Genomic DNA, 23,941 nt, shown 5'->3' with positions numbered 1-23,941 from the left:
ATCATTTCCTCCATGTATGGTTTCTCTGGCAGTCGCGGCAATAAGCCACTCCGCCGAAATGCTTGCGGCTGTACTCTGCTACGTCGAGGCCGACCTGCTTACCGCAGTCCGCGCAGAACTCGCTGTCGCCGTTCCGGCCCTGCTGTCGGTTGCTCGGCGTGGGCTGCTGCTGGCGAGGCCGCTGCGCCGGTCTCTCGGGCTGCTGCTCCTGCTGGGGCTGCTCCTGTCCGACCTCAAAATCCGGCTCCGGCTGCACATAGCCGTCGTCGTCATCGTCCACATAGACCGTGTGGCTGGTTTTCGGGCGGCTGCCGTACAGGTCATTCGCCGCGCCAAACATGGACTTTACCGCCTCCTCACGGACGGTCGGATTGTCAAGGTTCGGGACGAGGTAAGCCACAACAAAGGGCTTTCCGAACTCCTCGATAAGGTAACTGGACTTAATCTGCATCGCGGTGCGGAGGGCGCGGTTGAGAGCCTTGCTCTCGCACATCTCGCTGCGGAACTTCATAAATTCTGCCCGCTGCTTCTCTGTCATCCCAGCCGTCACATCATCCACCGCAATTTCCTTATGGGCGACGATGGTGACGTTCTCGCCGGTGAGCTGCGGGACGCTGATTCGGACCTCGTGCTTGACGTCCTTGTTGGGGCAGCCTCCGCAGCGAATCGGCTTTCCGATGCTGCGGTTGACCTCAGCGCACTTCTGGCAGGTGGACGGGACGACCGGGCGGCTGGAAAGAATCTTGATGCCTGCAGCTCGCATGAGCTTGGTGAGACCCTTTTTGGTGAGGGCGTACTTGGCCGGGGTCGCTTTGTGGACGTACCCCTTGCTGTCGCGCCACTCGTCCTTGGCTTTCTCCATCTCATAGATTTCGCCGTCATTGAGGTCGGTGCTGATTTTCACGGAGTTCATCACCGGCTTTTGGATGTCGGCAATCTCCGTCACGGTCTGCATCGGGACGAGGAGGTTGTACTGCGCGGGCGGGTACTGCTGCGCAATGGTGAGCGCAGCGTGTTTGTTTTGTTCGTTCATGGTTCACGCTCCTGTTGACTTTTGATGTGGAGCGAGATACAATAGGCTTGTCCGACAAGAGGGTCGCGCTTTCGAGCGCGGCTCTTTTTTTATGCCTGTGTATCCGGCTCCTGCTGCTCTGCCGCTGCTGCGGCCTCCTGCTCGTCCAGCTCCTTGAGCAACTGGGTGATGGTCTTGCCCGTCTCCTTGCGGCAGCAGGTCGAGCCCATACCGACGCGACGGGCAGCCGCGCTGCGCAGCTTGCGCGAGCATCTGCCGCAGAGGCAGAAAAGGTTCTGTTCAGCCATGTGGTTCACCTCCTTTCAGTGGTCCTTGAGCATCTTGAAGAATGCGTTGTTGATGACGTGGAACGCAAGCAGCGTGACGCCGAGCACGATAAGCCACTCGCCACCAAAGGCGAAGTAGCCGCGCGCGGCGTAGCTGGCCGGAATGAGTGCCAGCGCGGCGATGAATCCGCAGATACCGGCCGAGAGGACCTCTGCAATCCAGATGGCCGCAATGAGAATCGCTCTGTGAATCTTCCAGTTCATTTAGTGCTCCTTTCTCTTGAGGGCCTGCGCCGTCTCAATGACTGCGCGGCTGTATTTGCTGCTGTGCTGGCCCTTGCTCCACGCTGATTTCATGCCGCTGTCGCCCATGTTGTAGGCCATGAGAGCCTTGTCCGGGTCGTCGTACTTTTGGAACGCCTGCCCGAGGATGTATAGGCCAGCCTCGATGTTCTGCTCCGGGTCCATCACATCCGTAATTCCGAGCTCCTCGTAGAGCCAGCGGTGATTGCAGATGTTAATCTGCATGAGGCCGAAGTCTCCGGTGTCGCTGACCGCATCCGGCTGGTAGCTGCTCTCCCGCTCGATGACGGCGAGGGCGATTTCAAATGGGACGTCCTGCCGCTCCGCCTGCTCCCGGATGTACCGTTGCAGCTCGTCGCTCATGGGCACGTCGTAGAGGAGCTCCGGCTCCTGTTCGGCCTCTGGCTGCACCTCCATGTAGGCGAGCGTCACATATTCCGTTGCCGGTGCTGCTGCTGTCTGCTGTGCGAGGTTTGCTGCGGCCGTCGTCGCGCAGGAATAAGCCGCAATGAGTGCGGTGACTGTGCAGAAAAACGCAACGGCCGCAATCTCCATCTTTCTTTTAAGCGCATCCATAATCAGGTGTGGCGGCTGCCGTGAGCGAGCCGACCGTCCTCCGTGCGACGCGGTTGAGGATTTCTTTGACCTCTCCGCTCGTCCGGGTCCGGCAGAAGTCGTCGCAAATCTTGATTCGGGTGTTCCCGATGGTGAAGTCCTCCACGACGTTCCCGCTCTGCTTCGCCTCCAACACTTTTTACACCTCCTGTTTTCCGAATTGCTTTCTGTAAATGAGCTTCAAGGTCTGAGCCTTGTTCGTTATCTCGTCGAGTACCTCGAGGTACTGCTCCATGCGCGGCTTTTCTTTCGCGTCGATGACGCCGTCGGCCGCGATGTCGATGATTCCGTCCTTGACCTCCGGTAACGACTTCATTGCCGAAATGAGCTGCAATGTGACCCGCTCGAGCTCTTCCAGCTCAATCGGTGAAATCGTCCCGATGCCGAGCGGGCAGAGGTGCGAGCAGAAATGGTTTTGCAGCTCCGGCGCGTTGTAGGTGTCCGACAGCATCAGGACCTCCTCCGGATGCGGGTTGATGGTTCCGAGCTCGATGTTGGCGAGCCGTGTCCGGTCGATGCCGGTCACCTCTGACGCACCCTCTCTGCTGCCTAACCGGTCGTTCCACGATGCCGCTGCGATTCGTGCCTTGTAGAACACGTTATCTGCGGCTTTCGTTGCCATTTTAGGCATTTATCCCGTGCCTCCTTTCGGTTAAAATATTTACAAGGAAACGCCAAATGTTTGCTTTTGGCGTCATCATTTCGCATCAATGACGCGAAACGGGTCGCTTCGGGTTAAAAAAAAGGTCGTCGTAGGGATAGCCGAGGGCCTGCTTGATTTTCAGGCTCAGCTTGAGGGACGGATTCTTGTCTCCGCTCTCAATCTGTGCGTAGTGGCTCCGGCTCACGCCCAGTCGCTCGCTGAAAGTCTGCTGGGTATAGCCTGCGCCCTCTCGGAGCGTTTGCAGCTTTTTCCGCATTCCGCCTGTCTCCTCCTTTCTGTGTGACCCTTTTGGGGTCTTTCTGTGGTTTATTATAGTCCCTAATTGGGTCAAAGTCAAGTTTTTTCAAAAATTTTTTGCTATTTATGACGCAGTTAGCGTCATTTGTCCCCGTGAGGGGATTTTTGTGATACAATATAAAAGTCTTAGGGAGGTACGTCTGTATGGATAAGTTTTCTGAACGGTTGGTCGCGCTCCGCAAGGAGAAAGATTTGACGCAGGCAGAGTTTGCCCGCCTCTGCGGCAAGCAGCGCACTACGGTCTCCGGCTACGAGACCGAGGGCAAAGAGCCAGATTTCGCCCTGCTCTGCCAGATGGCGGACTATTTCGGGGTAACCACTGACTATCTGCTGGGCCGCGAGGATGAGCGCGCCCACGGTAACGAGGCGTTCCGTCAGGACAACGCAAACTTCAAGCGCAGATATGACGCCCTCTCGAAAGAGCTCCGCGTCGTCGTCTCCTCGACGTTCGATTCGGTCTATGTGCTGCTCTCCCGGTGCATGAACGCGCAGAACGCAGCAGAGCTGGCCCTGTACCGCGAGCTGTTCTCTGAGCTGCAAACCGGTCGCGGCGAGATAAAGAGCATCCTCGCTGATTGCGGGGGAGACCTGGCAGATGCTTTCCCGCAGATTATGGAGAAGCAGAACACGCTCAAGGCCAAGACCGCCTCTATTCTGGATAGCCTCTTGCAGGCCGATGTTGCGGCCTTAAAAGACAGCAACAAGTAACCTATTGGCCTGCGCTCCGGCGCGGGCCTTTTTGTTTGGAGGTCATCATGGAGCAGTATCTCATATACCTGCGCAAGTCTCGTTCCGACCTCGAGGCAGAGGCACACGGCGAGGGCGAAACGCTCTCCCGGCACGAGCACACTCTGCTCGAGCTGGCGAAAAGGCAGCATCTCAACGTGACCGATATTTACCGTGAGGTCGTCTCTGGTGACACCATCGCTGCCCGCCCAATGATGCAACGGGTTCTCTCCGAGGTCGAGCAGGGCGTCTGGTCCGGCGTCCTCGTCATGGAGGTCGAGCGTCTGGCGCGCGGCGACACCATCGACCAAGGCATCATCGCGCAGACATTCAAGTTCTCCGGGACAAAAATAATAACCCCTATAAAAACGTATGACCCTGACAACGAGTTCGACGAGGAGTATTTCGAGTTCGGCCTGTTTATGAGCCGCCGCGAGTACAAAATCATCAACCGCCGGTTGCAGCGCGGTCGCCTCGCCTCCGCCAAAGAGGGCAAATGGCCGTCCGGTCTAGCTCCCTTTGGTTATCGTCGGGTAAAGCTCAAAAACGAAAAGGGCTGCTCACTCGAGCCCATCGAGGAGCAGGCCGCAATAGTTCGTATGATTTTCGACCTGTACACGGTCGGTTTGCAGGACGAGGATGGTTCCGCTCGCCCGCTGTCTTTGGGTTCAATCGCCACGAGGCTCAACGATATGCGCATCCCGTCTCCGTCCGGTTCGCAATGGGCAAGAATCACCATTCGCGGAATCATCAAGAATCCGACGTACATCGGCATGGTGCGCTGGGGCAGCCGTGAGACGAAGAAGAAAGTGGTTGACGGCAAGGTCGTTTCTGTGCGCGGTCCTGCCGACCCAGAGAAAGAGTGCGTATTCAAAGGCATTCACCCTCCGCTCATTCCGAAAGAAACATTTGAGCTCGCAAACGATAAGCTCACCCGGAGTGAGAATACTTCCACGCGCAAAGAAAAGGTTGTCCGGAATCCTCTGGCCGGTCTGCTCGTCTGCTCCGAGTGCGGCAGGCAGATGATGCGGATGATAAACCCTGTCCATCCAGATATGCCGGTCGTGCGCTGCCCTCGTCGCGGCTGCCCGAATTGCTCGAGCTATCTCCCTATCGTCGAGGAGCGCGTCATACAGGGCCTCTCCGAGTGGATGAAAGGCTATGAGCTCGAGTGGAGCTCTGCTGCCGCGTCGTCCTCCGTGTCGTCGGTCGGCGTCCGGGAAAAAGCTCTCACCAGCGCGGAGGCCGAGCTCCGCAAATTGCAGCAGCAGCTCGAACGCACCCACGACTTCCTCGAGCAGGGCATCTACGACACAGACACATTTCTGTCCCGTTCTCGAATGCTCTCCGACAAAATCGCTTCCGCAAAGGATAGCGTCACCCGCTGCTCCCGTGAGTTGACCGAGGAGAAGCTCCGGGAGACCAGCCGCCGTGACATCATCCCTAAGGTTAAGAATTTGCTCGACGTGTACCCGCTGCTCGAAACGGCCGAGGAGAAAAACGCTCTCCTAAAAGAAGTGCTCGAAAAGGTCGTCTACCAGAAGCTAAACGAGAAGCGCAAAAAAAGTCCTGATGGTTTCACCATTGAGATATACCCGCGCATCCCAAAATCCGAAAAATGAAAAGAGAGGGCCGTTTCGGTCCTCTCTTTCTTATAGTTATCGTGTTTAGCCATACTCATAGGGACTGCCCACGATGTCACCCAAAATTGCTCCTAACATGGCTGTTTCCTCCCTTACCTATGATGCCGCTTCTGGAAATCAGCTTCGATCTGTTCTTTCCACTCTGCGCCGATGGACGCGCAGCAGGGTGCTTCCCGCATCCGGGAGACTGTCTCGCTAACAACGTGGTAGTTGACCGCCACGCCCTGTGCGTCATTCTCAAACCGCACAGCCCGGTCGGACGAGATGCCGAAGCGGGCAGCTTCCTTCACGGCGTCCATGTTGGCACCGAGGAACAGGAACTCCCAGCCGTACTGCTCTTTTTCCCGCTCGATCATCCGGCGGATCTTCTCATAGCCAAACCGCTTGCTGGCGTTTTCCAAGCCGTCCGTGGTGATGACAAAGATGACCTTTTCGGCGCGCTCACTCTCCGGCAGATGGCGCTGAATGTTCACCATCTTCTCCACGCCGTAGCCAATGGCGTCCAGTAGCGCCGTACAGCCCCGGACGTAATAGTCCTTTTCGGTCAGCGGTGCAACAGCCTTCAGTGGGAAACGGTCGTGCAGCAGCTGCACCTCATGGTCGAACAGGATGGTGGTCACATTGGCCTCGCCCTCCTGCTCCTTCTGCCGGGTCAGCATAGCATTGAACCCGCCGATGGTATCCTGCTCCAGCCCGCCCATGGAACCGCTGCGGTCCAGAATGAAAACAAGCTCGGTAAGATTTTTCTTCATAACAATGCCCTCCGTTTTGCATCTCTTTGCTTTCGTTGGCAAAAGGATACCACAAACCGGAGGGCAAAAGGTCAACGGGCAGGCGACAAATTACGCACCCAGCTGTTCCTGATCGTATTCAAACAGCAGCGTATTGACCTGATTGATGTTATAGATTTTGTGTTCCAGGCAGTACCGCACGATCCAGTCCCGCTTGGAGCCATCCGAAAAGGCATAGCCCGCGCTCTTGAGCAGGTCGATGGTTTCATCTTCGGACAGGTGCAGCCCCACCGCAAAGGCCAGCACCGTTTTCTTTTTGGGGTTGTAGTCGCGATTGCACTGAATTTTGGAGAAATGCTGCCGGGAGATGTTGGACTGCTTGTACACGGTGGAGTCTTTCAGCCCCCGCTCGTCAATGAGCCGCAGCAGCCGGGTGGTGAAGCTCTCGCCAAGGTTGTCCATCAGGCTTTCCAGACTGCGGGCTGTCCTGGGTGCCGGAACTGCCCCCAGCATTGGCAGTGCGGTATCTTCTTCCAGAAGCCTCCGCCGCTCTGACAATTCCCTGCGCCGACGGCCAAATCCGTAGCTTTCATCGTTCTGTGCTACATAGTGGTCGTCAATGTACTCCTCCACCGAGGCGAACAGCTTCCGGCTCACGGCCAGCGAGCCCCGATCGTAGAGCACCAAATACACGGTCAGGTCGTGCTCCATGACGTACTGTGTGATGGTGTCCACCGCAATGCGGAAGGCCTGTTCTTTGGGGTAGCCATAGTTTCCGCTGGACAGCAGCGGAAAGGCCACGCTCTCGCAGTGATACTTTGCGGCTAATTTCAGCGCAGAGTGGTAGGCACTGGCTAATTGTTCTGCTTCGCCGAACCCGCCGCCGTGCCACGCTGGGCAGACTGCATGGAAAATATATTTTGCGGGCAGACCGAACGCCGGGGTACACACGGCCCTGCCCAAATCGCAGCGGCCGATGGCTTCACAGGCAGCGGTCAACTCCTGCTCCCCTGCCACCTGATAGATGGCACGGCTGGTGCCGCTGCCCTGCAAAAGGTTCCGGTTGGCCGGGTTGACAATGGCATCCGCCGCCACTTTGGTGATGTCGTTACGGATCATCAGAAACGGCATGGTGGTTCCTCCCTCACATGGTTTTCTTCATCCTATCACATCCGGCGGGGCGGTGCAAGGGGTGCTCTTGTTTCCTGTCCGCGCAGCTATTATAATAATAGGTACCGAAAGAAGGTGAGCTTCCTGCACGACATCTGGAATCCATGGCACGGCTGCGTCAAGTGCAGCGAGGGCTGCCAGAACTGCTACATGTATTTTCTCGACCGGATGCGGGACCAGAACGGAGCCGAGATCTACAAAACGAAAAGCGGCTTTTCCTATCCGCTCCAGAAAGACCGCACCGGACACTACAAAATCCAGAGTGGTGAGCAGATCCGGGTCTGCATGACCTCAGACTTCTTCTTAGAAGAAGCCGACCCGTGGCGGGCTGAGGCATGGAACATCATGCGCCAGCGCAGCGATGTGGTGTTTTTTCTGCTCACCAAACGGCCGCAGCGGGTACGGGAGTGCCTGCCGCCGGACTGGGGCAGCGGTTGGGACAACATCTTTTTCAACGTCACCTGTGAAAATCAGCGCCGCGCCGATGAGCGCATTCCCATTCTGTTTGACCTGCCCTTCAAGCACAAGGGCATCATGTGCGCGCCCTTCATCGGGCCAGTAAGCATCCGGCAGTACCTTTCCGCCGGGCAAATCGAGCAGGTCATCTGCGGCGGCGAAAACTACGATGGTGCCCGCCCCTGCAATTTTGATTGGGTCAAGTCTCTCCGGCAGGAATGTGTGGATGCCAACGTGACCTTCTGCTTTATCGAGACCGGCACCGTGTTCATCAAGGACGGCAGGCGCTACCACCTGCCAAACAAGCAGCTGCAAAGCCGAATGGCCTGTAAATCCGGCATGAATTTTCAGGGCAGGCCCATTCATTTTGACCTCGTGGACGACTGGGGCTACCCCATCCCGCAGGAAGATCTCTATGTACCCCATTTCCGCGCAAACTGCGAGACCTGCGGCAGCAAGTTGATCTGCAACGGCTGCAGTGACTGTGGAAAATGCTTATAAAATAAAGGAATTCTATCAATACAAATGGAACTTATGGCTGATCTGATGTGCAATTTCATCCGGCAGCGGGCGGAAACCGATGCAGGTCATGGTCATGCCTTCTCCGTTTTCATCAAATTCTTCCGGCTCCAGCTCGGTGTGGCAGGCATCCCGGATAAGGAAGAAGTCTTTGTTTTCCACCAGTCCCAATTCCTCGGCAATTGTCTTTGCTTTCAGCAGTTGATTGCGGTTCTTTGCCCCGCAGATAGTTTTGGTAAAAGAGCCATCGAACCATTCTTCATAGGTTGCTTTCTCCAACATGATTTCTGCCCGATAGCCGGTAATTTCTCCGTCTTTCTCGATGGGTTCCACGCCCTGTCCCATGCCGATGGGGTCGGTGAGGAAAGCCAGCGAAGCGTGGCAGCACTGCGCCGCCAGCTTACCGGGAGACATCTGCAGATCTTTTCGTGCAATGATGAGTTGACGCATTTTTTCTCCTTCTTACGACAGTTTGATCTTCAAATCTGCCAGCAGATTCACCGCTTCCGGCAGGGAAAATTTCGCATCCTTCAGGCGGCTGCCCAGAATGTCCACCTTATAGCCTGTAGCATCCCGGAAATCTGCCTTGCGCAGATCACACTGGTAGAACTCCGTTTCGTGAAGTTCTACACCCTTGAAATTCGCCAGCTGCATCTCGCATTTGGCAAACATGGAGCCGACAATTTCGTTGCCGTCCGAAAAGTCAAAGCGGTTAAAGTTCATTTCGGTGAAGGTGTTATATTTCAGACTGCACTCTTTCAGCGTGTGGATAGGGTCCGGGAAGGCACCGTTGGACATCAGCGGTGCCCACTCAATTTCATTCAGGCGGCAGTCCTCAAAATCCAGCGACTGTACCGAAGAATGAGTGCTGCGCAGACCTGTGATCTCACACCGCACGAATTTGCACTCATTCAGCGTGGTATGATCCAGTTCGCATTTGGTAAAGGAGCAGTCCACAAACACGCAGTCGGTAAAGTCGCAATCCTCAAAAGCCTCCTCGGTGAACGACAGGTCAGCAAATCGTTCACCCTCACAATAACGCTCTGTCATAAAATTCTCCTGTCAGCGCAGTTCTTCCAGCAGAGCCGTGCAGCTTGTATCGTATCATTTCAAATTTGGAACGTGCGCGTTCCAAATTTACGCTTGCTTCAAGAACTCCCGCAGCACATCCTCTGGGCGGGGTGTATGGTTCAGGTACTTTTCCCGCAGCGGTGCGGCGGCACCATCCATAATGTAGGGCACACCCACAATGTCCAGCATCGACACATCGTTATAATTGTCGCCAAAAGCCATGACATCCGCAGGGTCAATGCCCAGTGTCCTACAGATGCTGCGCACACCGATGCCCTTGTTGGCAAAGGTGGTGTCGATCCAGTACGGCCCTGCCACAGCGCAGTTCGCCTCTTTCCATCGTGGGACAAACCGTTCCGTGTAAGATTCTACGCCTTCGTGCAGATACACCGATACTTTTGTGATCTCCTCCGGCACCTCGGAAGGGTCATGGATGATTTGATAATTGTTCCCGATGAACTGAATACGCTTGAGCATTCCCAGACCCCGCTCCATCAGGTATGCAGTATTCTGGCCGGAAAGCATTACCTCGCCCTGCCCGTCGCTGCGGGTCCACAGGTCGTTGGCGATTTCTTCGGCCAGCGCGCGCGGCATCGGGTTCTTGGCGATGCACTGTTCGTCCTTATAGATCACGCCGCCGTTCTCACAAAGAAACACACAGCAGTCTGCCACCGGTGCAAAGAGCTTGCGCAGGCTGGTATACTGCCGACCGGATGCCGGGCAAAACAGAATACCGCGCCGATGCAGCTCCCGTATCTGTTCAAAGATCTCGCCTTCCAGCTCTTTCCTGCCGTATTGCAGCAGCGTACCGTCAATATCGCTGCAAATCAGTCTGATTGACATTTTCCGTCCTCATTTTTCAAGATAATTTTAGGCAATTCCCCGGCATCCAGAACACGGACACCTTCGTCCATCAGCATCTTGGCAAAAACGCCCTGTCCGGGAATCTTTGTCCCGGAAAACGTTCCGTCGTAAATTTCCTTCACGCCGCAGCTGGGGCTGCGGGATTGCAGGATGGCAAGCTCCACCCCATTTTCTTTTGCGATGGCAAGGGCTTTCGCTGCACCTGCCCGGAACTCCCGGTCCACATTGATGCCCTCTTTGTTCGTGACAACGCCCTGCACGATTTCCGCCGGGCACCGCGGTGTGGGCAGGCCGCCCAGCACCTCCGGGCAGACCAGAACCACCTGATGCCCCCGCGCAAAATCGCAAACCGCCTGATTGTAATTGTTTCCGCCGCTGTATTTGCAGTTTTCGCCCAGCAGGCAGGCGCTGACCAGAATCTTCATTGTTGCGCGCTCCGTTTTTCAGATACTGAATCTTTTACCTATTCTACCACGCTTTTGGGCATTGAAAAAGAGGATTTTGCTTTTCCTATCCCCATACCGGGAGGTCCGACGTAATCTTTTCTAATTCCTGTGCAAGAAACGTCAGTCTTTCCCTCAGATGGTTGTTATGCGGTGCATCTCCGTTCAGCAGATAGTCCGTTCTGACATTCAGGCAGGACGAAAGATCCTGCAGCAACTCAATCGAGCAGCAGCGGCTTCCCGTTTCAACTTTTGCAAGATGGTTCGCACTAACGTTCAGCATTATACTCAACTGTTCCTGTGTAATCCCCTTCTTTTTCCGCAAATCGCGGATATGTCCGCCGAATTCTTTTGCATCAAATCGCATTGTTCAATCCTTTCCTTTGCGCCGAAAACACAACCAGGCCGAGACTCCTTTTTTCGAGTCCCGGCCTGATTTCAGCTTGAAAATCCACCAGAAGATTCACGATTTGATGGATGGTGTCCTCCTCATCCGGGCAGACCCGGAGCAGCAAGTCCACCTCCAACGACTGCATAAAATACGCTTCCAGCCGTGTGCGCTCATCCGGTTCGCTCTCCGCGTCGGAAGAGAAAGGATCAGGTTCACTCCCCTCGGTTTTATTCCACTCAGTCTTATTTCCTCGTGATTTTGCCGTTTCCTGCTGCGCTGAATCCGCGGCACCGGAACCGTTCTTTTCACGATTCCGGAAACGCGGGTCTGCAAAGTTTTTGACGTAAATCAGATCGGGTTTTCCCAGCCCACGCCGTTTGCGCTCAATCAGTCCAAACTTTTCCAATTCCCGGAACAGTTTGGTTGCCTTGTTGTCTGCGCAGCCCAGTGCATCCATCACTTCCTGCACAGGAAAAATGATATACACCCTTCCCTGCTCATCCAGCCATCCGTTTTTCACCGACAGCCCCATGCGGTCCAGCAGGATGCCGTACAGCGTTTTGGCATCAGTGGACAGGTCCTTGAATTTTATGTCCCGGAATAAAATTTTGGGCACCCGGAAATACGAGAACATCTCGCCCGACTGCCCATAGAAATAGTCAAACATCCTGATTTCCTCGCTTATCCTGCCTTGTCACATCCTTGACACCTCCGTTCGTAGTATGATGAAATATGTATGACTATCGTTATTTTTCTTTACAAAGATGGCCTGCCATGCTACAATAGCCGCATCTACGGCCACCGGACAACAGGAAAGGAGTATCTCATGGCCAAAACTGCCGACACCATTGCCATCTATTCCCGCAAATCCCGCTACACCGGCAAGGGCGAAAGTATCGGAAATCAGATCGACCTCTGCCGCGAATACATCCGCACCCACTACGGCGATGCCGCAGCACAGCAAGCGGTCGTCTTTGAGGACGAGGGCTTTTCCGGCGGCAACCTGAACCGCCCGGACTTCAAAAAGATGATGACCGCCGCCAAAGAGCGGAAGATCCGTGCCATCGTGGTCTATCGTCTGGACCGCATCAGCCGCAACATCAGCGACTTTTCCAGCCTGATTGAAGAACTGGGACGGCTGGGCATCGACTTTGTGTCCATCCGGGAAAGTTTTGACACGTCCAGCCCCATGGGCCGTGCCATGATGTACATCGCATCCGTGTTCAGTCAGCTGGAACGGGAGACCATCGCGGAGCGCATCCGGGACAACATGCACGAGCTGGCAAAGACCGGGCGCTGGCTGGGCGGCACCACCCCCACGGGCTACGCCTCCGAGAGCGTCAAGAGCATCACGGTGGACGGCAAGACCAAAAAGGCCTGCAAGCTCAAGCTGCTGCCGGACGAAGCAGAGATCATCTACAAAATTTTCGACCTCTACGAGCAGTACGATTCTCTGACCATGACCGAGACCGAGCTGCTGCGGCAGGGCATCAAAACAAAAACCGGGCGTTCGTTCACCCGGTTTTCCATCAAGTCGATTTTGCAGAATCCTGTCTACCTGATTGCAGACAAGGACGCCTATCAGTATTTTGTGGACAATGAGGCAGAACTGTTCGCCCCGGAGTCCGATTTCGACGGTGTGCGCGGCGTGCTGGCCTACAACCGCAGCGACCAGGAAAAAGGCCGTGCTACGGTCTACAATCCCATCAGCGAATGGTTCGTTTCGGTGGGCGAACACCCCGGCATCATCTCCTCGAACCGGTGGATTCGGGTGCAGGAGTCGCTGGAACGGAACAAATCCAAGTCCTACCACAAGTCCCGCGGCAACGAAGCTCTGCTCACCGGTCTGCTGTGGTGCTCCTGCGGCAGCCGGATGTACCCCAAGGTCACCGGGCGCAAAACTGCCGACGGGCAGGTGGTCTTTCCCTATATGTGCAAACTGAAGGAGCGCAGCCGGAGAGAGTTATGTAATGTCCGGAATGCCAACGGCAATTTGCTGGATGCTGCCATCTGCGAACAGGTCAAACACCTTGCCGACCATTCCAGCGACTTTATGAAGCAACTGGAAAAGGCAAAGTCCGCCCACGCAGGCAACCGCTCCGAGTTTGAGACCAAGCTTTCCACCCTGCGCAAAGAGCAGGCCGAGACGCAACGGAAGATCACCGCCCTCATCGACTCCCTTGCTGACTTCGGCGACAGCACCGCCGCAGCCCACCTGAAAAAACGCATCGAGGAACTGAACGGTCAGGATGCCGCCCTGAGCTCCCGCATCCGGGAACTGGAAAGCCTTACGGACGAAGGCGTTCTGGCAGGGATGGAATTTGACCTGATGCGTCAACTGCTGACCGTGTTCCACGACAACATCGACGATATGACCGTGACCCAGAAACGTGCTGCCATCCGCACGGTGGTACGCAAGGTGGTGTGGGACGGCAAGGTGGCGCATGTGGTGCTCTTTGGTTCACCGGAGGATGAGATCGACTGGACCACCTTCCCGGTAGACCCGGAAGAGGACGTCAACGACCCCGAGGGCGGTGGAGATGGTTCCGATTCTCCGTCCGGCGTTCGCTGGGGTGAGGATAGCATTCTCAATGCATCTACTGGCATAGGTCGCAAACCGCGCCTTGCGGGTGGTGTCAAAGGTGTCCACAGCCTTCATCAGCCCAATGGTTCCAATTGAGATCAGGTCCTCCTGGTCGCCGGGCTGGGCGTAGTATTTCTTTGCCACATGGGCCACCAGCCGCAAGTTGTGCCGGATGATCTTCTCCCGCGCACTCCTGTCCCCCGCCCGCAGAGCCGCAAAGGCTTCGATCTCCTCCCGCGCGCTGAGCGGCTTTGGGAAACTCCCCGCTTCCAGATGCAGCGCCAGCACCAGAAATTTTGTAGCGAAAAATTGCAGCAGCGTTAATAGCATACACAGCACCCCCTGGTGCTACTGTATGCTGTTGGAAGATCACAAAGTATTCCTCCGAATCCGGAGCGCAGGGATGGCATTCTGCAATTTTCCTGCGGGTTCGTTCGTATTAAGGATAAGGGACTGAATTTTGTTGGTAAAACGGAGGAACCATTATGGCGATCTTTGAAAAGACCATTCAAAACAAAAAATTTGATCAGCTGCTCTGGAAGTTGGAAAACGAAATTCCGGCCAGCAACTGGTCGGCAGAGCTGGAAGCCGGAAGTGATTTCAAAGAGGGCGATGCCCGGTGCAGCGTCCGCGTCTTTGAACGGTACAGCGTGATGGGCGGTAATCGCCTGAGTCTGACGCTGACCATGTTTCAGAACGGGGACAGCCCGATTCGGTTATCCGCCATCACCGCAGGCGGCAGTCAGGCGGTGTTCTTCAAAGTGAACATCCTTGGAGAGGAATCCTTTTTGGAGGACGTAAAGGGACTGCTGGAAGAAATTTTGGAGGAGTAAGATGTTTTTCGCTGGATTTGATCTGTTGTTCGGCATCCTGTTTCCCATCCTGTTCCTTGTGGTTCTGGGCATGATCCTGTATGCCATCATCGGAAATATCCGCACCTGGAATAAAAACAACCATTCGCCGCGGCTCACCGTTCCGGCAGCGGTGGTGGCAAAGCGCACGGAGGTCTCTCATCACCACACGGACAACACGATGATGCATACGTTTACCACCTATTATGTGACTTTTCAGGTGGAAAGCGGCGACCGTATGGAACTTACCGTAGACGGCTCAGAGTATGGGATGCTGGTCGAGAGCGACATTGGAAAGCTGAGTTTTCAAGGCACCCGCTATCTTGGGTTCCAGCGGAACTGAGTGTTTCTGCACTGCTGCCCAACTGGATGAATCGTAAGTTGAACAAGGCAGGATTACACACAAAAAACATCTGCTGCCCCTTTGCCGGACGTAACAGCCTCCGGCGCGGGACAGCAGATGTTTTCCTTTTTTACGATGCAGTCAGATTCACTCTGCAATGGGCATGGTCTGGTAGAACCAGTCCTCAATGGCCTTGCGGGTCCGGGCGAAGAACTGCTTCACCGGGCAGGCATCGTCGCGGGCTTCCTGCTCCAGATCCGTACCTGCGGGGAAATTGCGGATGACGGTATAAGCCACCGACTGCGGCGGCAGCGACATCATCACGGCAGGGTCGTGCACCACACAGATCTGCTCCCCTACTGCAAGGGTAGCGGGATCGGAGGTGGTCTTTTCGTCATGGTCCTGCCACTGGGTGCGCTCAGTGATCACCATTTCATAGGTCTCCTGCCCCTCTGCGGTCACCAGTACAGACTCCACTGTACCGTCCGCAGCGCGGCTGATCTCTTCTACCGTACCATAGTAGTAGAGCCGCTCCGAAAACAGTGCCGAGGCAGCGGGCAGTGCACTGACACTGAGCAGCAGCACTACAAGCAGACAAAAGAACGAGCGATAGGTCTTTTTCATAAGAAGCCTCCATTTTTCATGTTGAAGCGGAGCACCCGCCGCATGGCGCTCCCGGATGCCTTATTCTAACACAACTCTTGTCGGATTTCTATATCCAGGCTTAACCGGCGGAAAAATATCGCAGAGGGCGGCCAATGATCACGTCTTTTCCCGAAAAAAAGCAAGCCCGGAAGGCACACAGACCTTCCGGGCTTGCACTTTTGACGATGCGCTGTGTGCGCATCTCAGACTACTTTACAGCTGGCAGGCGGTATCGTAGCCGGTACGGATGGCGTTGGAGATATCTGCAGCCTTGCCTGCAGCATCGCCGATGGAATACACCGGGACGTTGGCAGCTTCCAGCGCAGCAGCGTCAAACTCATTGGAGCGTGCGCCCATAGCCAGCACGATGTAATCGCAGGGGATGGTCACCTCTGCGCCGTCCTTGTTCTCGCAGACAACGGCATCCATGCGGAATTCCTTGACCTTGTGGCCGGGGTACTGCTCCACGCCGTAGGTCTTGTAGTTTTCCAGCAGGGTAGGCAGAATGGTGGTGCTCTCGCCTGCTGCGATCTTGTCCATCATCTCAATGACGGACACCTTGCAGCCCCGGGCAGCCAGATACTCTGCGGTCTCGCAGCCCACCATGCCGCCGCCGATGACAGCCACGGTGCCGTAGACCTGCTGCTCACCGGCCAGCACCTTCCAGGCATCGGCCACGTTCACGCCGTCAATGCCGGGGATGCGGGGTGCGGCACTGTGGGCACCCACAGCGTTGATGACAGCCTCAAAACCGGCCTCCTTCAGCTGCTCTGCCGTGCGGGTCTGTCCCATGCACAGGTGCACCCCGGCATTGCAGACCGCGCGGATCAGATCCTGTGCGGCGCGGCGCATCTCCTCCTTGCGGGGAGGCACGCAGGCGATGTTCAGCTGACCGCCCAGAGAGGTGGTCTTTTCAAACAGGGTCACATCGTGACCGCGCAGGGCTGCCACACGGGCAGCTTCCAGACCGGCAGGGCCGCCGCCCAGAACAGCCACCTTCTTTTTCTGTGTGGCAGGCTGGATACTGCGGCTGTTCTCATAGCCATTTTCGGCATTGAGCACGCAGGACAGGAACTGGCGGTTCTGGATGGCATCGGTGCAGCCCTTGTTGCAGCTGATGCAGCGGCGGATATCGCAGGCTTTACCGGCAGCGATCTTGGTGCCCCAGTCGGGGTCTGCCAGCAGCGGGCGGCCCATGGCGACCATATCAGCCATGCCGCTCTCGATGACACGCTCTGCCATCTCGGCATCCACGATACGGCCCACGGCGCTGACCGGCACATTGACAGCCTTTTTGATGTCGCCGGCGATCTTGACGAAGAAGCCGTAGGGCTGCACACCCATGGGAGGAATGGTATCGGCCATGTTGCCGGTGTGGTTGGCCTGGGCAACGTGGAACATATCCACGCCGTCCTCCACCAGCCACTGGGCGAACTGCACCGCATCGGCCTCGTCGATGCCGCCCTTGCCGCGCTGCGGGGTGACGATGGACAGCTTGTAGTCGATGATCATCCCCGGCACAGCCTTGCGGATGGCCCGGGTCAGCATCCGGGCAAAGCGGACGCGGTTCTCCAGACTGCCGCCGAACTTGTCGGTGCGGTGGTTCATCCGGGTGGAGCACAGGCAGCCGTTCAGGCGGTCGCCGTGGATCTGGATCACGTCCACACCGGCCTTCTGGGCACGCACTGCGCAGGCGCACATCTTATCGATGATGGACATCAGCATCTCCTCGCTGGCCTCATCGGTAAAGAACATCATATCGTGATGCAGGCGCTGACGCATCTCGTCAAACTTTTTCTGCATGAACAGGCTGTTGATGGCATCCACATCGTACTCCGGGTGGAAGAGCTGGACACCCAGCTTGGTGCCGTAGGCGTGAACGCTGTCGGCCAGCTCCTTGAAGGCAGGGATCTGGCTGTCGTCAAACAGCTTGGGGGTGGGAGAAAAGCTGTTGATGGGTGCCACATCGCCCAGAACGATGTAACCCACGCCGCCCTTTGCCAGACGGGTGTAAAAGCCCATGTCCTGCTCGCTGATCATGCCGTTCTTCTCGTAGCCAGTGGTCAGCGGGGGGAACATGATGCGGTTCTTAAAGGTCTGTCCGCCCACTACAATGGGCTGCAGGATCATGTTTTCCATACAAATGCCTCCTTACAGATGTGCTTTGATGAATGCGGCGGTCTTTTCCTCCACGGCGGCACGAGCGGTCAGCGTGGCAAAGTTGTGTCCGCCGCCTGCAATGGTATCCACCTCGGGTGCGGTGTACCCCTCGGCATAGCGGCTGCAGGTGCCCTCGTCCACCAGACGGTCATCGTCGGCCCGCAGCAGAAGCACCGGGCCGTTGTAGCCCTTGGCCTCGGTAAAGGGATCGGGGTGCTTGGCCATCTCATAATTGAAGGCCATCTTGTAGCACAGACCCTCCATGTCGGCGTAGTCCTTGCCGGTCTGGGTCACACCGTCGGCGCGCTGGGCGCAGCCGAACCACATCCCTGCGCCCGGGCACAGCAGGATCAGGCCGTGGGGCTGGATCACCGGAGCGCAGGAGGCGGCAATGTAGCCGCCCATGCTCTGGCCGGAGAGGAACATCTTTTCGCTGTCCACATAGGGCTGCTGGGCTGCCCATGCAAAGATATCCTGTGCATCGGTGTGCAGGCCATCGAAGCTCATATCCTCGAACTCGCCGTCGCTCTCGCCGTTGCCGTAGAAATCAAACCGGGCGCTGCCGATGCCCTGCGCTGCCAAAGCGCGGGACAGGTGGGTGTACATGGACTTGTAGCCGCTGCAGCTGCCGGCAAAGCCGTGCAGGTGCACCACAAAGGGCACCTTGCCCTCCGTATCAGGCAGGGTCACGATGCCGCGCAGGGTGTGACCATTACGGTTTTGAAACTGGACCTGTAAAATCTTCATTTACTTGCTCTCCTTTGCGGCACGGCGGCTCTTCAGCTCTGCCAGCATCTCGGCCGTCTTCTGCTTGGTCAGGGGGTAGACGAAGAACAGGATGGCCACTGCAATGCCGTAACCCAGGAAGTAGATGCCGGTGTAGCTCTTCCAGATGGCGTTCACAACACCTGCGGTCTGCACAGCGCCTGCGGTGACGTTGTAACCGATGGCACCCAGCACAAAGCTGGACAGGCTGCCGGAGATGGCGCTTGCGAGCTTGCGGAAGAAGGAGTAGGTGGAGTAGACGATGCCCTCGTTGCGCTCGCCGGTCTGCAGCTCATGGTAGTCGATGGCATCGTTGACCATGGCCCAGATCAGCACCTGCATACCGGAAGCGCCCAGGTAGCAGATACCGTTGATGACGATGAAGGCCACAGGGTTGTGGACGGGGAAGAAGAACAGGATGCCGAACACGACGGCGGCAAAGCCTGCGCCCATGCAGCACCACTCCTTCTTGCCGAGCTTGTTGGCCAGAGGCTGGGTGATGGCAAAGGACAGCACAGCGTACAGAACGCTCAGCATACCGGAAACGGCCTGGATCTTGACGTTGCCGAAGAAGTCCTTGTACAGGTAGGTGTTCAGGCCGTTGACCACGGATGCACCGATCATGCCGGTCAGGCTGAAGAACATCACGCCCAGCAGGGCTTTGTTGTGGGAGATTTCCTTCAGGACGTGCAGATAGTTCAGCTTTTCGCCCTGCGGACGCTCAGGCACTTCCACACGCTCCTTGCACCACACGCAGGTGATCTGCAGGCACAGCAGGCCCAGCATGGCGCAGATGCAGGCCAGCATCAGGAAGCGGCCAGCCACAGGCTGGTTGTCCACATACAGGAACAGGGGGCCGACCATGACCATGACGGTCATAAAGATGGTGCCGCCCAGGCTGCGGTAACGGGACAGAGCGGTGCGCTGGCTCACATCATCGGTCATCACGCTGGACAGGGTGCCGAAGGGCACGTTGACGCAGGTGTACAGTGCCTCATACAGCACATAGGTGATGAACATGTAAGCCAGACGCAGACCGTAGCTGATGTTGCCCACATTGACAAAGGCCAGCACACACAGCACTGCCATGGGGAACGAGAAAGCGCGGATCCACGGGATGAACTTGCCGCCCTTGGTGGCCTTGCGGGAGTCCACGATAGCGCCGATGATGGGGTCGTTGACGGCATCCCAGATCTTGGTGATCAGCAGCAGGATACCCACATGGAAGGGGTTGACCTGCAGGATCAGGGTGTAGAAGATCGACAGATACATGGCGCGGTACTGCTCCGTGAAGCAGCAGCCCAGATCGCCCAGTGTATAGCCGATCTTGTCCTTCATGGAGAAGGGCCGAACGGTCTTTTTCTGGTCCATTGCGTTTTATCCTCCTTAAAAAACAGATGAAACCACGAGGCTTTTCACACAAGCCTCTTCTCTTCGATTGCATTATACGTTAATTTTGCGTCAAAGCATATCCAAAAAATGATTGAAAACTATCGCAAATTGATGTATTATGCAATTATGACAGTTGTACTTTTCAGTTGTGTACAACAAACTGTCGCATCTGACAGTTCCACGGAGGGAATTTTGGTGAATTATACAGCCAAACGTTATCTTTTTGAACAAAGCACTGTTCGGGAATTCTTTTCCGGCGCGTATTATGACCTGTTTCTGGTCATGCGGGGCAGCGGTGTATTCCGGTGCAGCGAGGTGGTGCTGCCCGCCCAGCAGCAGAACCTGATCATCCTCAAGCCCGGGCAGGGCGGCAGACTGGAATATGCCGGAGCCTACGGCCCGTTGGAGATCATCCGGGTGCAGTTGTCTCCCCAGATGCTGGCGCAGTTGTCGGATGAGGACACCGACTTTGAAAAAAGCTTCAATGTGGTGCCCTTCCGGCAGGTGGCTGTCCGGCCGGACAGCCAGATCTATATGCTGCTGAAGAATCTTGCCCGGAAGCTGCTGGTGCTGCCCCAGGAGAGCAGCCAGTTCGGCGCGGCGGCGTTCGAGCACGGCATCCTGCAAATGTTCGTGGTACTGGCGCTGCGTGCCTGCATCCATGCCGAATTCCACACCGCTTCGGTCAGCCGCCACCACCTGATGCTGGACGAGGTTTTCCTGTTTATTCAGGCGCACCTCACCGAGGAACTGACGCTGGATCGTCTGGAAAAGGAGTTTTTCGTCTCCCGGGAGCACATTGCCCGGGAATTCAAGCGCCAGACCGGCCAGACCGTGCACCGCTACATCGTAAAGGCCCGGCTGGACCGCTGCTGCGCCCTCATTGAGCAGGGCCTCCCCATCACCGAGGTGTACAAAACCAGCGGTTTCGGGGGCTACAACCACTTTTTCCGCGCCTTTAAAAAGGAGTACGGTATGACCCCCAAGGAATATTTCAGCTCCACCCGGCAGGATGCCCGGGGATGAGCCTTTGCAAAAGAAGTCCCGGCTGCAATTTTTGTGCAGGCTGAAACGTATCCTGTATAAAACGGCAGCTGCCGTTTTTCAACGAACGATCTCCATTACAGACAGGAGGAAAGCTCTATGAAATTTTCTGCTGATTATCGTGCCCTTGCGCTGGATGCCCTGCGAGGCAGATGGAAGACAGCTGTTCTGGCCGGACTGGTTGCCAGTGTGCTGGGAGCCAACATTGTGGGCAGCTCAGGCAGGGTCATCTCCAACATGAGCCAGAACGCCAACGGCGACACCCCGGGGTTTGCCGGGCTGTTTTCCACCGGCAGCGGCGGCGTGCTGGCGGTTCTCGTGATCTGCATCCTTGCCTGGGCAGTGTTCACCGTCATCGTGGGCGGTGCGGTGCGGCTGGGCTACGCCCGGTTCAACCTGAACCTTGCAGACGGCAGGGACGCTGCCCTCTCCGACCTCGCTTCCCAGAAGCACCGCCTGTGGGACGGCTTCTGCATGAATTTCCTGCAGGGGCTTTATGTGGCGCTCTGGTCGCTGCTGCTGTTCATCCCCGGCGTGGTAAAAGCCTACAGCTATGCCATGACCCCCTATATCATGGCCGAGCACCCCGGCCTGACGGCCAACGAAGCCATCACTGAATCCCGGCGCATCATGGACGGCAACAAGTGGCGGCTGTTCTGCCTCGATCTCAGCTTTCTGGGCTGGGAGCTGCTCTGCACCCTGCCCATGCTGATTGGTTTCTCTCTCGTCTTTGCCTTCACCCACTCGGCGGATACGGTCCTTGTTCTGCCGATCCTGCTGTCCATCCCGCTGAGCGCCGGCTTTTTCCTTCTGCACCCCTACGAGGAAGCGGCCTGGGCGATCTTTTACCGGGATATCACCGCCGCACCTTCTGACACCGAGGAAATCCGAGAATGAAACACACCGCCTGCTATCACCTGCCCGGACTGTTCGAGTTCTACGAGCTCTACCGCCTGTTCCTGCCCCTGTTCCGGGAGCACCGGGAATATTTTTATGACTGGTGCGAGATCGGCTCCATCTACGGCGCTCCGCCGGATTGCATCTGGGGCGGGGGCCGCGTGGAGGCCGGGGAGCACTCCCCCGCCGAAGTTCTGGCTCTGACCCAGGAATACGGCATCTCTGCCCGGCTCACATTCAGCAATTCCCTGCTCCGCCCGGAGCACCTCTCAGACCGGAAATGCAACGCAGTGTGTCAGCAGTTTGCCCAGCAGGGCACTGTGCAGAATGGGGTCATCGTCCACTCCGAGCTGCTGCTGAACCACCTGCAGCAGCATTACCCGGAGCTTTATCTCGTATCCTCCACCACCAAGGTCCTGACGGATCTTCAGGCGTTTCAGGCAGAGGTCCGGCGGCCGGAGTTCCGGTATGTCGTGCCGGACTTCCGGCTGAACAAGGCCTTCGATGCCCTGGATACGCTCTCCCAGCCCGAAAAGGACAAGGTAGAATTTCTCTGCAACGAGTGCTGCTGGTTCGGCTGCACCGAGCGCAGGCGCTGCTACGAAGCCGTCAGCCGCAAAAATCTGGGGGAGGTCTGCGAACATCGGTGCACCGCCCCCGGCGCGCAGGAGGGCTACCGCTTTTCCAAGGCGATGGAAAACCCCGGATTCATCGGCACTGCGGACATCCGGGAGCGCTATCTGCCGTTGGGCTTTTCCAATTTCAAGCTGGAAGGGCGCGGCCTGGGCAGCGCGCTGGTGCTGGAGTTTCTGCTCTATTATCTGACCCGGCCGGAGTATCAGATCCACGTCCGGGAGGCGATCTATCTGGACAACATGCTGGATCTCTTTTAAGGGTTGCACCACCGGCGCAGTGTGGTATAATCAGCATAACAGAGCACCCGCAAGCGGCGCTCTGTTCCGTCCAATCCAAGTCAGGAGGAGATCGTTATGGAATTCACTCAGCTTATTGCACAGCGGTATTCCTGCAAAAATTTTGGTGCAGGCAAGGTAGACGCTGCAGCACTCCACACCATTCTGGAGGCCGGTCGGCTGGCACCCACCGCCAAGAACACCCAGGAACAGCGCATCTACGTCGTTCAGTCCGAAGAGGGGCTGGCAAAGATCGATGCTGCCACTCCCTGCCGCTACGGTGCCCCCGTTTGTCTGGTGGTCGCCTATGACAAGAACCACACCTTTACTTACCCCGGCGAGCGGATGAACTCCGGCATGGAGGATGCTACCATCGTGGCCACCCACCTGCTGCTGGGCGCTGCCAATGCAGGCGTAGACAGCTGCTGGGTCAACTTTTTTGACCCGGACAAGCTGGCAAAAGCGCTGGGTCTGCCCGAAAACGAGGAGATCGTGATGCTCCTTGATCTGGGCCACGCTGCCGAGGGTACAGGTCCCCTGCCCAACCACAGCTCCCGCAAGCCTCTGTCCGAAACCGTCACGTTCCTGTAATATCACAGGGATGCAAAAAAGCCCCCGCACGTTGGTTTTCCGGCCAACATGCGGGGGCTTGTGTTTTATTCCAGTTTTCAGTTCTGCGGGTGGACGATATCCCGCCAATCCAGATCTCCACGCTCCAGACCGTGGATGAGCACCTCCGCGGTGGCGATGTTGGTGGCCAGCGGGATGTTATGCACATCACACAGGCGCAGCAGGGTCATCTCGTTGGGTTCGCTGGGCTTTGCGTTGATCGGATCGCGGAAGAACAGGAGCAGATCGACCTCATTGCAGGCAATGCGGGATGCGATCTGCTGATCACCGCCCTGAACACCTGCCAGAAAGCGCTGGATCTGCAGACCCGTTGCCTCGGAGATCAGCTTGCCGGTGGTGCCCGTAGCCACCAATTTATGCTGGCTCAAAATCCGGCAATACGCCGTACAGAACTGAACCATCAGCTCTTTTTTGGAGTCATGCGCAATCAGTGCAATCGTCATCGGTCAACCTCTCCTTTGTTTTGCCAGTGGGCATTTTCTTGCATATATCATAGTATCACAGTTTCCGTTCTTTTACAACCGTTT

The 23,941-nt window shown here is 56.7% G+C and carries 30 protein-coding genes and 1 pseudogene; 10 read left to right on the top strand and 21 right to left on the bottom strand.

The features are described from left to right. Position 1: 1 nt before the first annotated feature. The 7 genes from MTP42_RS05115 to MTP42_RS05085 form a co-directional block, all read right to left on the bottom strand. Entirely contained in the window at positions 2 to 1,033 is a 1,032-nt protein-coding gene (locus MTP42_RS05115; RefSeq protein ID WP_249258107.1) for a hypothetical protein, read from the bottom strand. Between the two features lie 89 nt (positions 1,034 to 1,122). After that, positions 1,123 to 1,320, bottom strand: coding sequence for a DUF6011 domain-containing protein (locus MTP42_RS05110; RefSeq protein WP_117505089.1), 198 nt, complete (start codon positions 1,318 to 1,320; stop codon positions 1,123 to 1,125). Positions 1,321 to 1,335: 15 nt separating this feature from the next. Then, on the bottom strand, positions 1,336 to 1,563 hold the full coding sequence (locus tag MTP42_RS05105; RefSeq protein WP_156070649.1) for a hypothetical protein: 228 nt from the start codon (positions 1,561 to 1,563) through the stop codon (positions 1,336 to 1,338). Further along, entirely contained in the window at positions 1,564 to 2,034 is a 471-nt protein-coding gene (locus tag MTP42_RS05100) for a transglycosylase SLT domain-containing protein (RefSeq protein ID WP_249258106.1), read from the bottom strand. It abuts the gene before it with no gap. A 130-nt stretch (positions 2,035 to 2,164) separates the two neighbouring features. Next, positions 2,165 to 2,353, bottom strand: a complete 189-nt coding sequence (locus MTP42_RS05095; RefSeq protein WP_156070653.1) for a hypothetical protein — start codon at positions 2,351 to 2,353, stop codon at positions 2,165 to 2,167. 3 nt (positions 2,354 to 2,356) lie between these two features. Then, positions 2,357 to 2,848, bottom strand: coding sequence for a helix-turn-helix domain-containing protein (locus MTP42_RS05090; protein ID WP_117505096.1), 492 nt, complete (start codon positions 2,846 to 2,848; stop codon positions 2,357 to 2,359). 76 nt (positions 2,849 to 2,924) lie between these two features. Further along, the gene (locus tag MTP42_RS05085; protein ID WP_129872737.1) at positions 2,925 to 3,137 is read right to left on the bottom strand and encodes a helix-turn-helix transcriptional regulator; all 213 of its coding nucleotides are present in this window, start codon (positions 3,135 to 3,137) and stop codon (positions 2,925 to 2,927) included. Positions 3,138 to 3,322: 185 nt separating this feature from the next. Between MTP42_RS05085 and MTP42_RS05080 the strand changes: the two genes are divergently transcribed. After that, on the top strand, positions 3,323 to 3,886 hold the full coding sequence (locus tag MTP42_RS05080) for a helix-turn-helix domain-containing protein (protein ID WP_249258105.1): 564 nt from the start codon (positions 3,323 to 3,325) through the stop codon (positions 3,884 to 3,886). A 47-nt stretch (positions 3,887 to 3,933) separates the two neighbouring features. Next, the gene (locus MTP42_RS05075; protein WP_249258104.1) at positions 3,934 to 5,526 is read left to right on the top strand and encodes a recombinase family protein; all 1,593 of its coding nucleotides are present in this window, start codon (positions 3,934 to 3,936) and stop codon (positions 5,524 to 5,526) included. Positions 5,527 to 5,639: 113 nt separating this feature from the next. On the opposite strand, the gene MTP42_RS05070 is transcribed toward MTP42_RS05075, so the two are convergent. Both MTP42_RS05070 and MTP42_RS05065 read right to left on the bottom strand, forming a co-directional pair. After that, positions 5,640 to 6,299 (bottom strand): vWA domain-containing protein, encoded by a 660-nt coding sequence (locus tag MTP42_RS05070; RefSeq protein ID WP_249258103.1) that lies wholly within the window; start codon positions 6,297 to 6,299, stop codon positions 5,640 to 5,642. A gap of 90 nt (positions 6,300 to 6,389) precedes the next feature. Next, a complete protein-coding gene (locus MTP42_RS05065) occupies positions 6,390 to 7,409 on the bottom strand; it encodes a macro domain-containing protein (RefSeq protein ID WP_249258102.1) in 1,020 nt (339 codons plus the stop codon). Between the two features lie 114 nt (positions 7,410 to 7,523). Between MTP42_RS05065 and MTP42_RS05060 the strand changes: the two genes are divergently transcribed. After that, positions 7,524 to 8,405 (top strand): DUF5131 family protein, encoded by an 882-nt coding sequence (locus tag MTP42_RS05060; protein ID WP_442899452.1) that lies wholly within the window; start codon positions 7,524 to 7,526, stop codon positions 8,403 to 8,405. 15 nt (positions 8,406 to 8,420) lie between these two features. Here MTP42_RS05060 and MTP42_RS05055 read toward each other — a convergent pair whose 3' ends face one another. From MTP42_RS05055 to MTP42_RS05030, 6 genes are all read right to left on the bottom strand, one after another. After that, a complete protein-coding gene (locus MTP42_RS05055; protein WP_249258101.1) occupies positions 8,421 to 8,873 on the bottom strand; it encodes an aminoacyl-tRNA hydrolase in 453 nt (150 codons plus the stop codon). A 12-nt stretch (positions 8,874 to 8,885) separates the two neighbouring features. Then, positions 8,886 to 9,473 carry a pentapeptide repeat-containing protein gene (locus tag MTP42_RS05050; RefSeq protein ID WP_097779531.1) on the bottom strand — a complete coding sequence of 196 codons (588 nt, stop codon included), beginning with the start codon at positions 9,471 to 9,473 and terminating at the stop codon, positions 8,886 to 8,888. Positions 9,474 to 9,560: 87 nt separating this feature from the next. Continuing rightward, positions 9,561 to 10,337, bottom strand: a complete 777-nt coding sequence (locus tag MTP42_RS05045) for an HAD hydrolase family protein (RefSeq protein ID WP_249258100.1) — start codon at positions 10,335 to 10,337, stop codon at positions 9,561 to 9,563. Beyond that, positions 10,322 to 10,783: a DUF523 domain-containing protein gene (locus MTP42_RS05040; protein ID WP_249258099.1), complete on the bottom strand. Its 462-nt coding sequence runs from the start codon at positions 10,781 to 10,783 to the stop codon at positions 10,322 to 10,324. The genes MTP42_RS05045 and MTP42_RS05040 overlap by 16 nt, the downstream gene beginning before the upstream one ends. An 85-nt stretch (positions 10,784 to 10,868) precedes the next feature. Next, positions 10,869 to 11,168: a helix-turn-helix domain-containing protein gene (locus MTP42_RS05035; RefSeq protein ID WP_249258098.1), complete on the bottom strand. Its 300-nt coding sequence runs from the start codon at positions 11,166 to 11,168 to the stop codon at positions 10,869 to 10,871. Beyond that, positions 11,158 to 11,859, bottom strand: a complete 702-nt coding sequence (locus tag MTP42_RS05030) for a replication initiator protein A (RefSeq protein WP_330221140.1) — start codon at positions 11,857 to 11,859, stop codon at positions 11,158 to 11,160. Before MTP42_RS05030 ends, MTP42_RS05035 begins: the two co-directional genes overlap by 11 nt. A 69-nt stretch (positions 11,860 to 11,928) precedes the next feature. On the opposite strand from MTP42_RS05030, the gene MTP42_RS05025 reads away from it, so the two are divergent. Then, a complete protein-coding gene (locus MTP42_RS05025) occupies positions 11,929 to 13,872 on the top strand; it encodes a recombinase family protein (protein ID WP_249258097.1) in 1,944 nt (647 codons plus the stop codon). Here the strand turns inward: MTP42_RS05025 and MTP42_RS05020 are convergent. After that, a pseudogene (locus MTP42_RS05020) lies at positions 13,825 to 14,106 on the bottom strand (sigma factor); the annotation flags it as partial. The gene MTP42_RS05025 and the pseudogene MTP42_RS05020 sit on opposite strands and share 48 nt — an antisense overlap. Positions 14,107 to 14,261: 155 nt before the next feature. Here MTP42_RS05020 and MTP42_RS05015 point away from each other — a divergent pair. Together MTP42_RS05015 and MTP42_RS05010 are read left to right on the top strand one after the other, a co-directional pair. Then, positions 14,262 to 14,609, top strand: coding sequence for a DUF6054 family protein (locus MTP42_RS05015; protein WP_249258096.1), 348 nt, complete (start codon positions 14,262 to 14,264; stop codon positions 14,607 to 14,609). Between the two features lies 1 nt (position 14,610). Beyond that, complete coding sequence (locus MTP42_RS05010; protein ID WP_249258095.1) at positions 14,611 to 14,970, top strand: DUF2500 domain-containing protein; 360 nt, start codon at positions 14,611 to 14,613, stop codon at positions 14,968 to 14,970. 147 nt (positions 14,971 to 15,117) lie between these two features. Here MTP42_RS05010 and MTP42_RS05005 read toward each other — a convergent pair whose 3' ends face one another. The 4 genes from MTP42_RS05005 to MTP42_RS04990 form a co-directional block, all read right to left on the bottom strand. Further along, on the bottom strand, positions 15,118 to 15,594 hold the full coding sequence (locus tag MTP42_RS05005) for a hypothetical protein (protein WP_249258094.1): 477 nt from the start codon (positions 15,592 to 15,594) through the stop codon (positions 15,118 to 15,120). A 234-nt stretch (positions 15,595 to 15,828) separates the two neighbouring features. Further along, a complete protein-coding gene (bilR, locus tag MTP42_RS05000; protein WP_249258093.1) occupies positions 15,829 to 17,754 on the bottom strand; it encodes a bilirubin reductase, long form in 1,926 nt (641 codons plus the stop codon). A gap of 12 nt (positions 17,755 to 17,766) precedes the next feature. Next, positions 17,767 to 18,522, bottom strand: coding sequence for an alpha/beta hydrolase family protein (locus MTP42_RS04995; RefSeq protein ID WP_097770641.1), 756 nt, complete (start codon positions 18,520 to 18,522; stop codon positions 17,767 to 17,769). Beyond that, complete coding sequence (locus MTP42_RS04990) at positions 18,523 to 19,911, bottom strand: MFS transporter (RefSeq protein WP_249258092.1); 1,389 nt, start codon at positions 19,909 to 19,911, stop codon at positions 18,523 to 18,525. Between the two features lie 216 nt (positions 19,912 to 20,127). Here MTP42_RS04990 and MTP42_RS04985 point away from each other — a divergent pair, with 216 nt between their 5' ends. The 4 genes from MTP42_RS04985 (at position 20,128) to MTP42_RS04970 (ending at position 23,375) form a co-directional block, all read left to right on the top strand. Then, complete coding sequence (locus MTP42_RS04985) at positions 20,128 to 20,958, top strand: AraC family transcriptional regulator (RefSeq protein WP_249258298.1); 831 nt, start codon at positions 20,128 to 20,130, stop codon at positions 20,956 to 20,958. Between the two features lie 117 nt (positions 20,959 to 21,075). Further along, a complete protein-coding gene (locus tag MTP42_RS04980; RefSeq protein WP_249258091.1) occupies positions 21,076 to 21,873 on the top strand; it encodes a DUF975 family protein in 798 nt (265 codons plus the stop codon). Beyond that, positions 21,870 to 22,766: a hypothetical protein gene (locus MTP42_RS04975; protein ID WP_249258090.1), complete on the top strand. Its 897-nt coding sequence runs from the start codon at positions 21,870 to 21,872 to the stop codon at positions 22,764 to 22,766. The genes MTP42_RS04980 and MTP42_RS04975 overlap by 4 nt, the downstream gene beginning before the upstream one ends. A 96-nt stretch (positions 22,767 to 22,862) precedes the next feature. Beyond that, complete coding sequence (locus MTP42_RS04970) at positions 22,863 to 23,375, top strand: nitroreductase family protein (protein WP_249258089.1); 513 nt, start codon at positions 22,863 to 22,865, stop codon at positions 23,373 to 23,375. Positions 23,376 to 23,452: 77 nt separating this feature from the next. Here MTP42_RS04970 and mgsA read toward each other — a convergent pair whose 3' ends face one another. After that, positions 23,453 to 23,857, bottom strand: coding sequence for a methylglyoxal synthase (gene mgsA, locus MTP42_RS04965; protein WP_097770635.1), 405 nt, complete (start codon positions 23,855 to 23,857; stop codon positions 23,453 to 23,455). Positions 23,858 to 23,941 lie beyond the last annotated feature (84 nt).

It is taken from the genome of Faecalibacterium sp. I2-3-92 (assembly GCF_023347315.1).
In the GTDB taxonomy this organism is placed as follows: Bacteria; Bacillota; Clostridia; order Oscillospirales; family Ruminococcaceae; genus Faecalibacterium; species Faecalibacterium duncaniae.
Note: the sequence above shows the minus strand (reverse complement) of the source record. Positions and strands in the feature narration are given on the sequence as shown.

Bases quoted from the DNA above. Each gene is read 5' to 3' on its own strand.
- MTP42_RS05115 (WP_249258107.1), bottom strand. From the start codon at position 1,033: ATGAACGAACAAAACAAACACGCTGCGCTCACCATTGCGCAGCAGTAC.
- MTP42_RS05110 (WP_117505089.1), bottom strand. From the start codon at position 1,320: ATGGCTGAACAGAACCTTTTCTGCCTCTGCGGCAGATGCTCGCGCAAG.
- MTP42_RS05105 (WP_156070649.1), bottom strand. From the start codon at position 1,563: ATGAACTGGAAGATTCACAGAGCGATTCTCATTGCGGCCATCTGGATT.
- MTP42_RS05090 (WP_117505096.1), bottom strand. From the start codon at position 2,848: ATGCCTAAAATGGCAACGAAAGCCGCAGATAACGTGTTCTACAAGGCA.
- MTP42_RS05085 (WP_129872737.1), bottom strand. From the start codon at position 3,137: ATGCGGAAAAAGCTGCAAACGCTCCGAGAGGGCGCAGGCTATACCCAG.
- MTP42_RS05080 (WP_249258105.1), top strand. From the start codon at position 3,323: ATGGATAAGTTTTCTGAACGGTTGGTCGCGCTCCGCAAGGAGAAAGAT.
- MTP42_RS05075 (WP_249258104.1), top strand. From the start codon at position 3,934: ATGGAGCAGTATCTCATATACCTGCGCAAGTCTCGTTCCGACCTCGAG.
- MTP42_RS05070 (WP_249258103.1), bottom strand. From the start codon at position 6,299: ATGAAGAAAAATCTTACCGAGCTTGTTTTCATTCTGGACCGCAGCGGT.
- MTP42_RS05065 (WP_249258102.1), bottom strand. From the start codon at position 7,409: ATGCCGTTTCTGATGATCCGTAACGACATCACCAAAGTGGCGGCGGAT.
- MTP42_RS05055 (WP_249258101.1), bottom strand. From the start codon at position 8,873: ATGCGTCAACTCATCATTGCACGAAAAGATCTGCAGATGTCTCCCGGT.
- MTP42_RS05050 (WP_097779531.1), bottom strand. From the start codon at position 9,473: ATGACAGAGCGTTATTGTGAGGGTGAACGATTTGCTGACCTGTCGTTC.
- MTP42_RS05045 (WP_249258100.1), bottom strand. From the start codon at position 10,337: ATGTCAATCAGACTGATTTGCAGCGATATTGACGGTACGCTGCTGCAA.
- MTP42_RS05040 (WP_249258099.1), bottom strand. From the start codon at position 10,783: ATGAAGATTCTGGTCAGCGCCTGCCTGCTGGGCGAAAACTGCAAATAC.
- MTP42_RS05035 (WP_249258098.1), bottom strand. From the start codon at position 11,168: ATGCGATTTGATGCAAAAGAATTCGGCGGACATATCCGCGATTTGCGG.
- MTP42_RS05030 (WP_330221140.1), bottom strand. From the start codon at position 11,859: ATGTTTGACTATTTCTATGGGCAGTCGGGCGAGATGTTCTCGTATTTC.
- MTP42_RS05025 (WP_249258097.1), top strand. From the start codon at position 11,929: ATGACTATCGTTATTTTTCTTTACAAAGATGGCCTGCCATGCTACAAT.
- MTP42_RS05015 (WP_249258096.1), top strand. From the start codon at position 14,262: ATGGCGATCTTTGAAAAGACCATTCAAAACAAAAAATTTGATCAGCTG.
- MTP42_RS05010 (WP_249258095.1), top strand. From the start codon at position 14,611: ATGTTTTTCGCTGGATTTGATCTGTTGTTCGGCATCCTGTTTCCCATC.
- MTP42_RS05005 (WP_249258094.1), bottom strand. From the start codon at position 15,594: ATGAAAAAGACCTATCGCTCGTTCTTTTGTCTGCTTGTAGTGCTGCTG.
- bilR (WP_249258093.1), bottom strand. From the start codon at position 17,754: ATGGAAAACATGATCCTGCAGCCCATTGTAGTGGGCGGACAGACCTTT.
- MTP42_RS04995 (WP_097770641.1), bottom strand. From the start codon at position 18,522: ATGAAGATTTTACAGGTCCAGTTTCAAAACCGTAATGGTCACACCCTG.
- MTP42_RS04990 (WP_249258092.1), bottom strand. From the start codon at position 19,911: ATGGACCAGAAAAAGACCGTTCGGCCCTTCTCCATGAAGGACAAGATC.
- MTP42_RS04980 (WP_249258091.1), top strand. From the start codon at position 21,076: ATGAAATTTTCTGCTGATTATCGTGCCCTTGCGCTGGATGCCCTGCGA.
- MTP42_RS04975 (WP_249258090.1), top strand. From the start codon at position 21,870: ATGAAACACACCGCCTGCTATCACCTGCCCGGACTGTTCGAGTTCTAC.
- MTP42_RS04970 (WP_249258089.1), top strand. From the start codon at position 22,863: ATGGAATTCACTCAGCTTATTGCACAGCGGTATTCCTGCAAAAATTTT.
- mgsA (WP_097770635.1), bottom strand. From the start codon at position 23,857: ATGACGATTGCACTGATTGCGCATGACTCCAAAAAAGAGCTGATGGTT.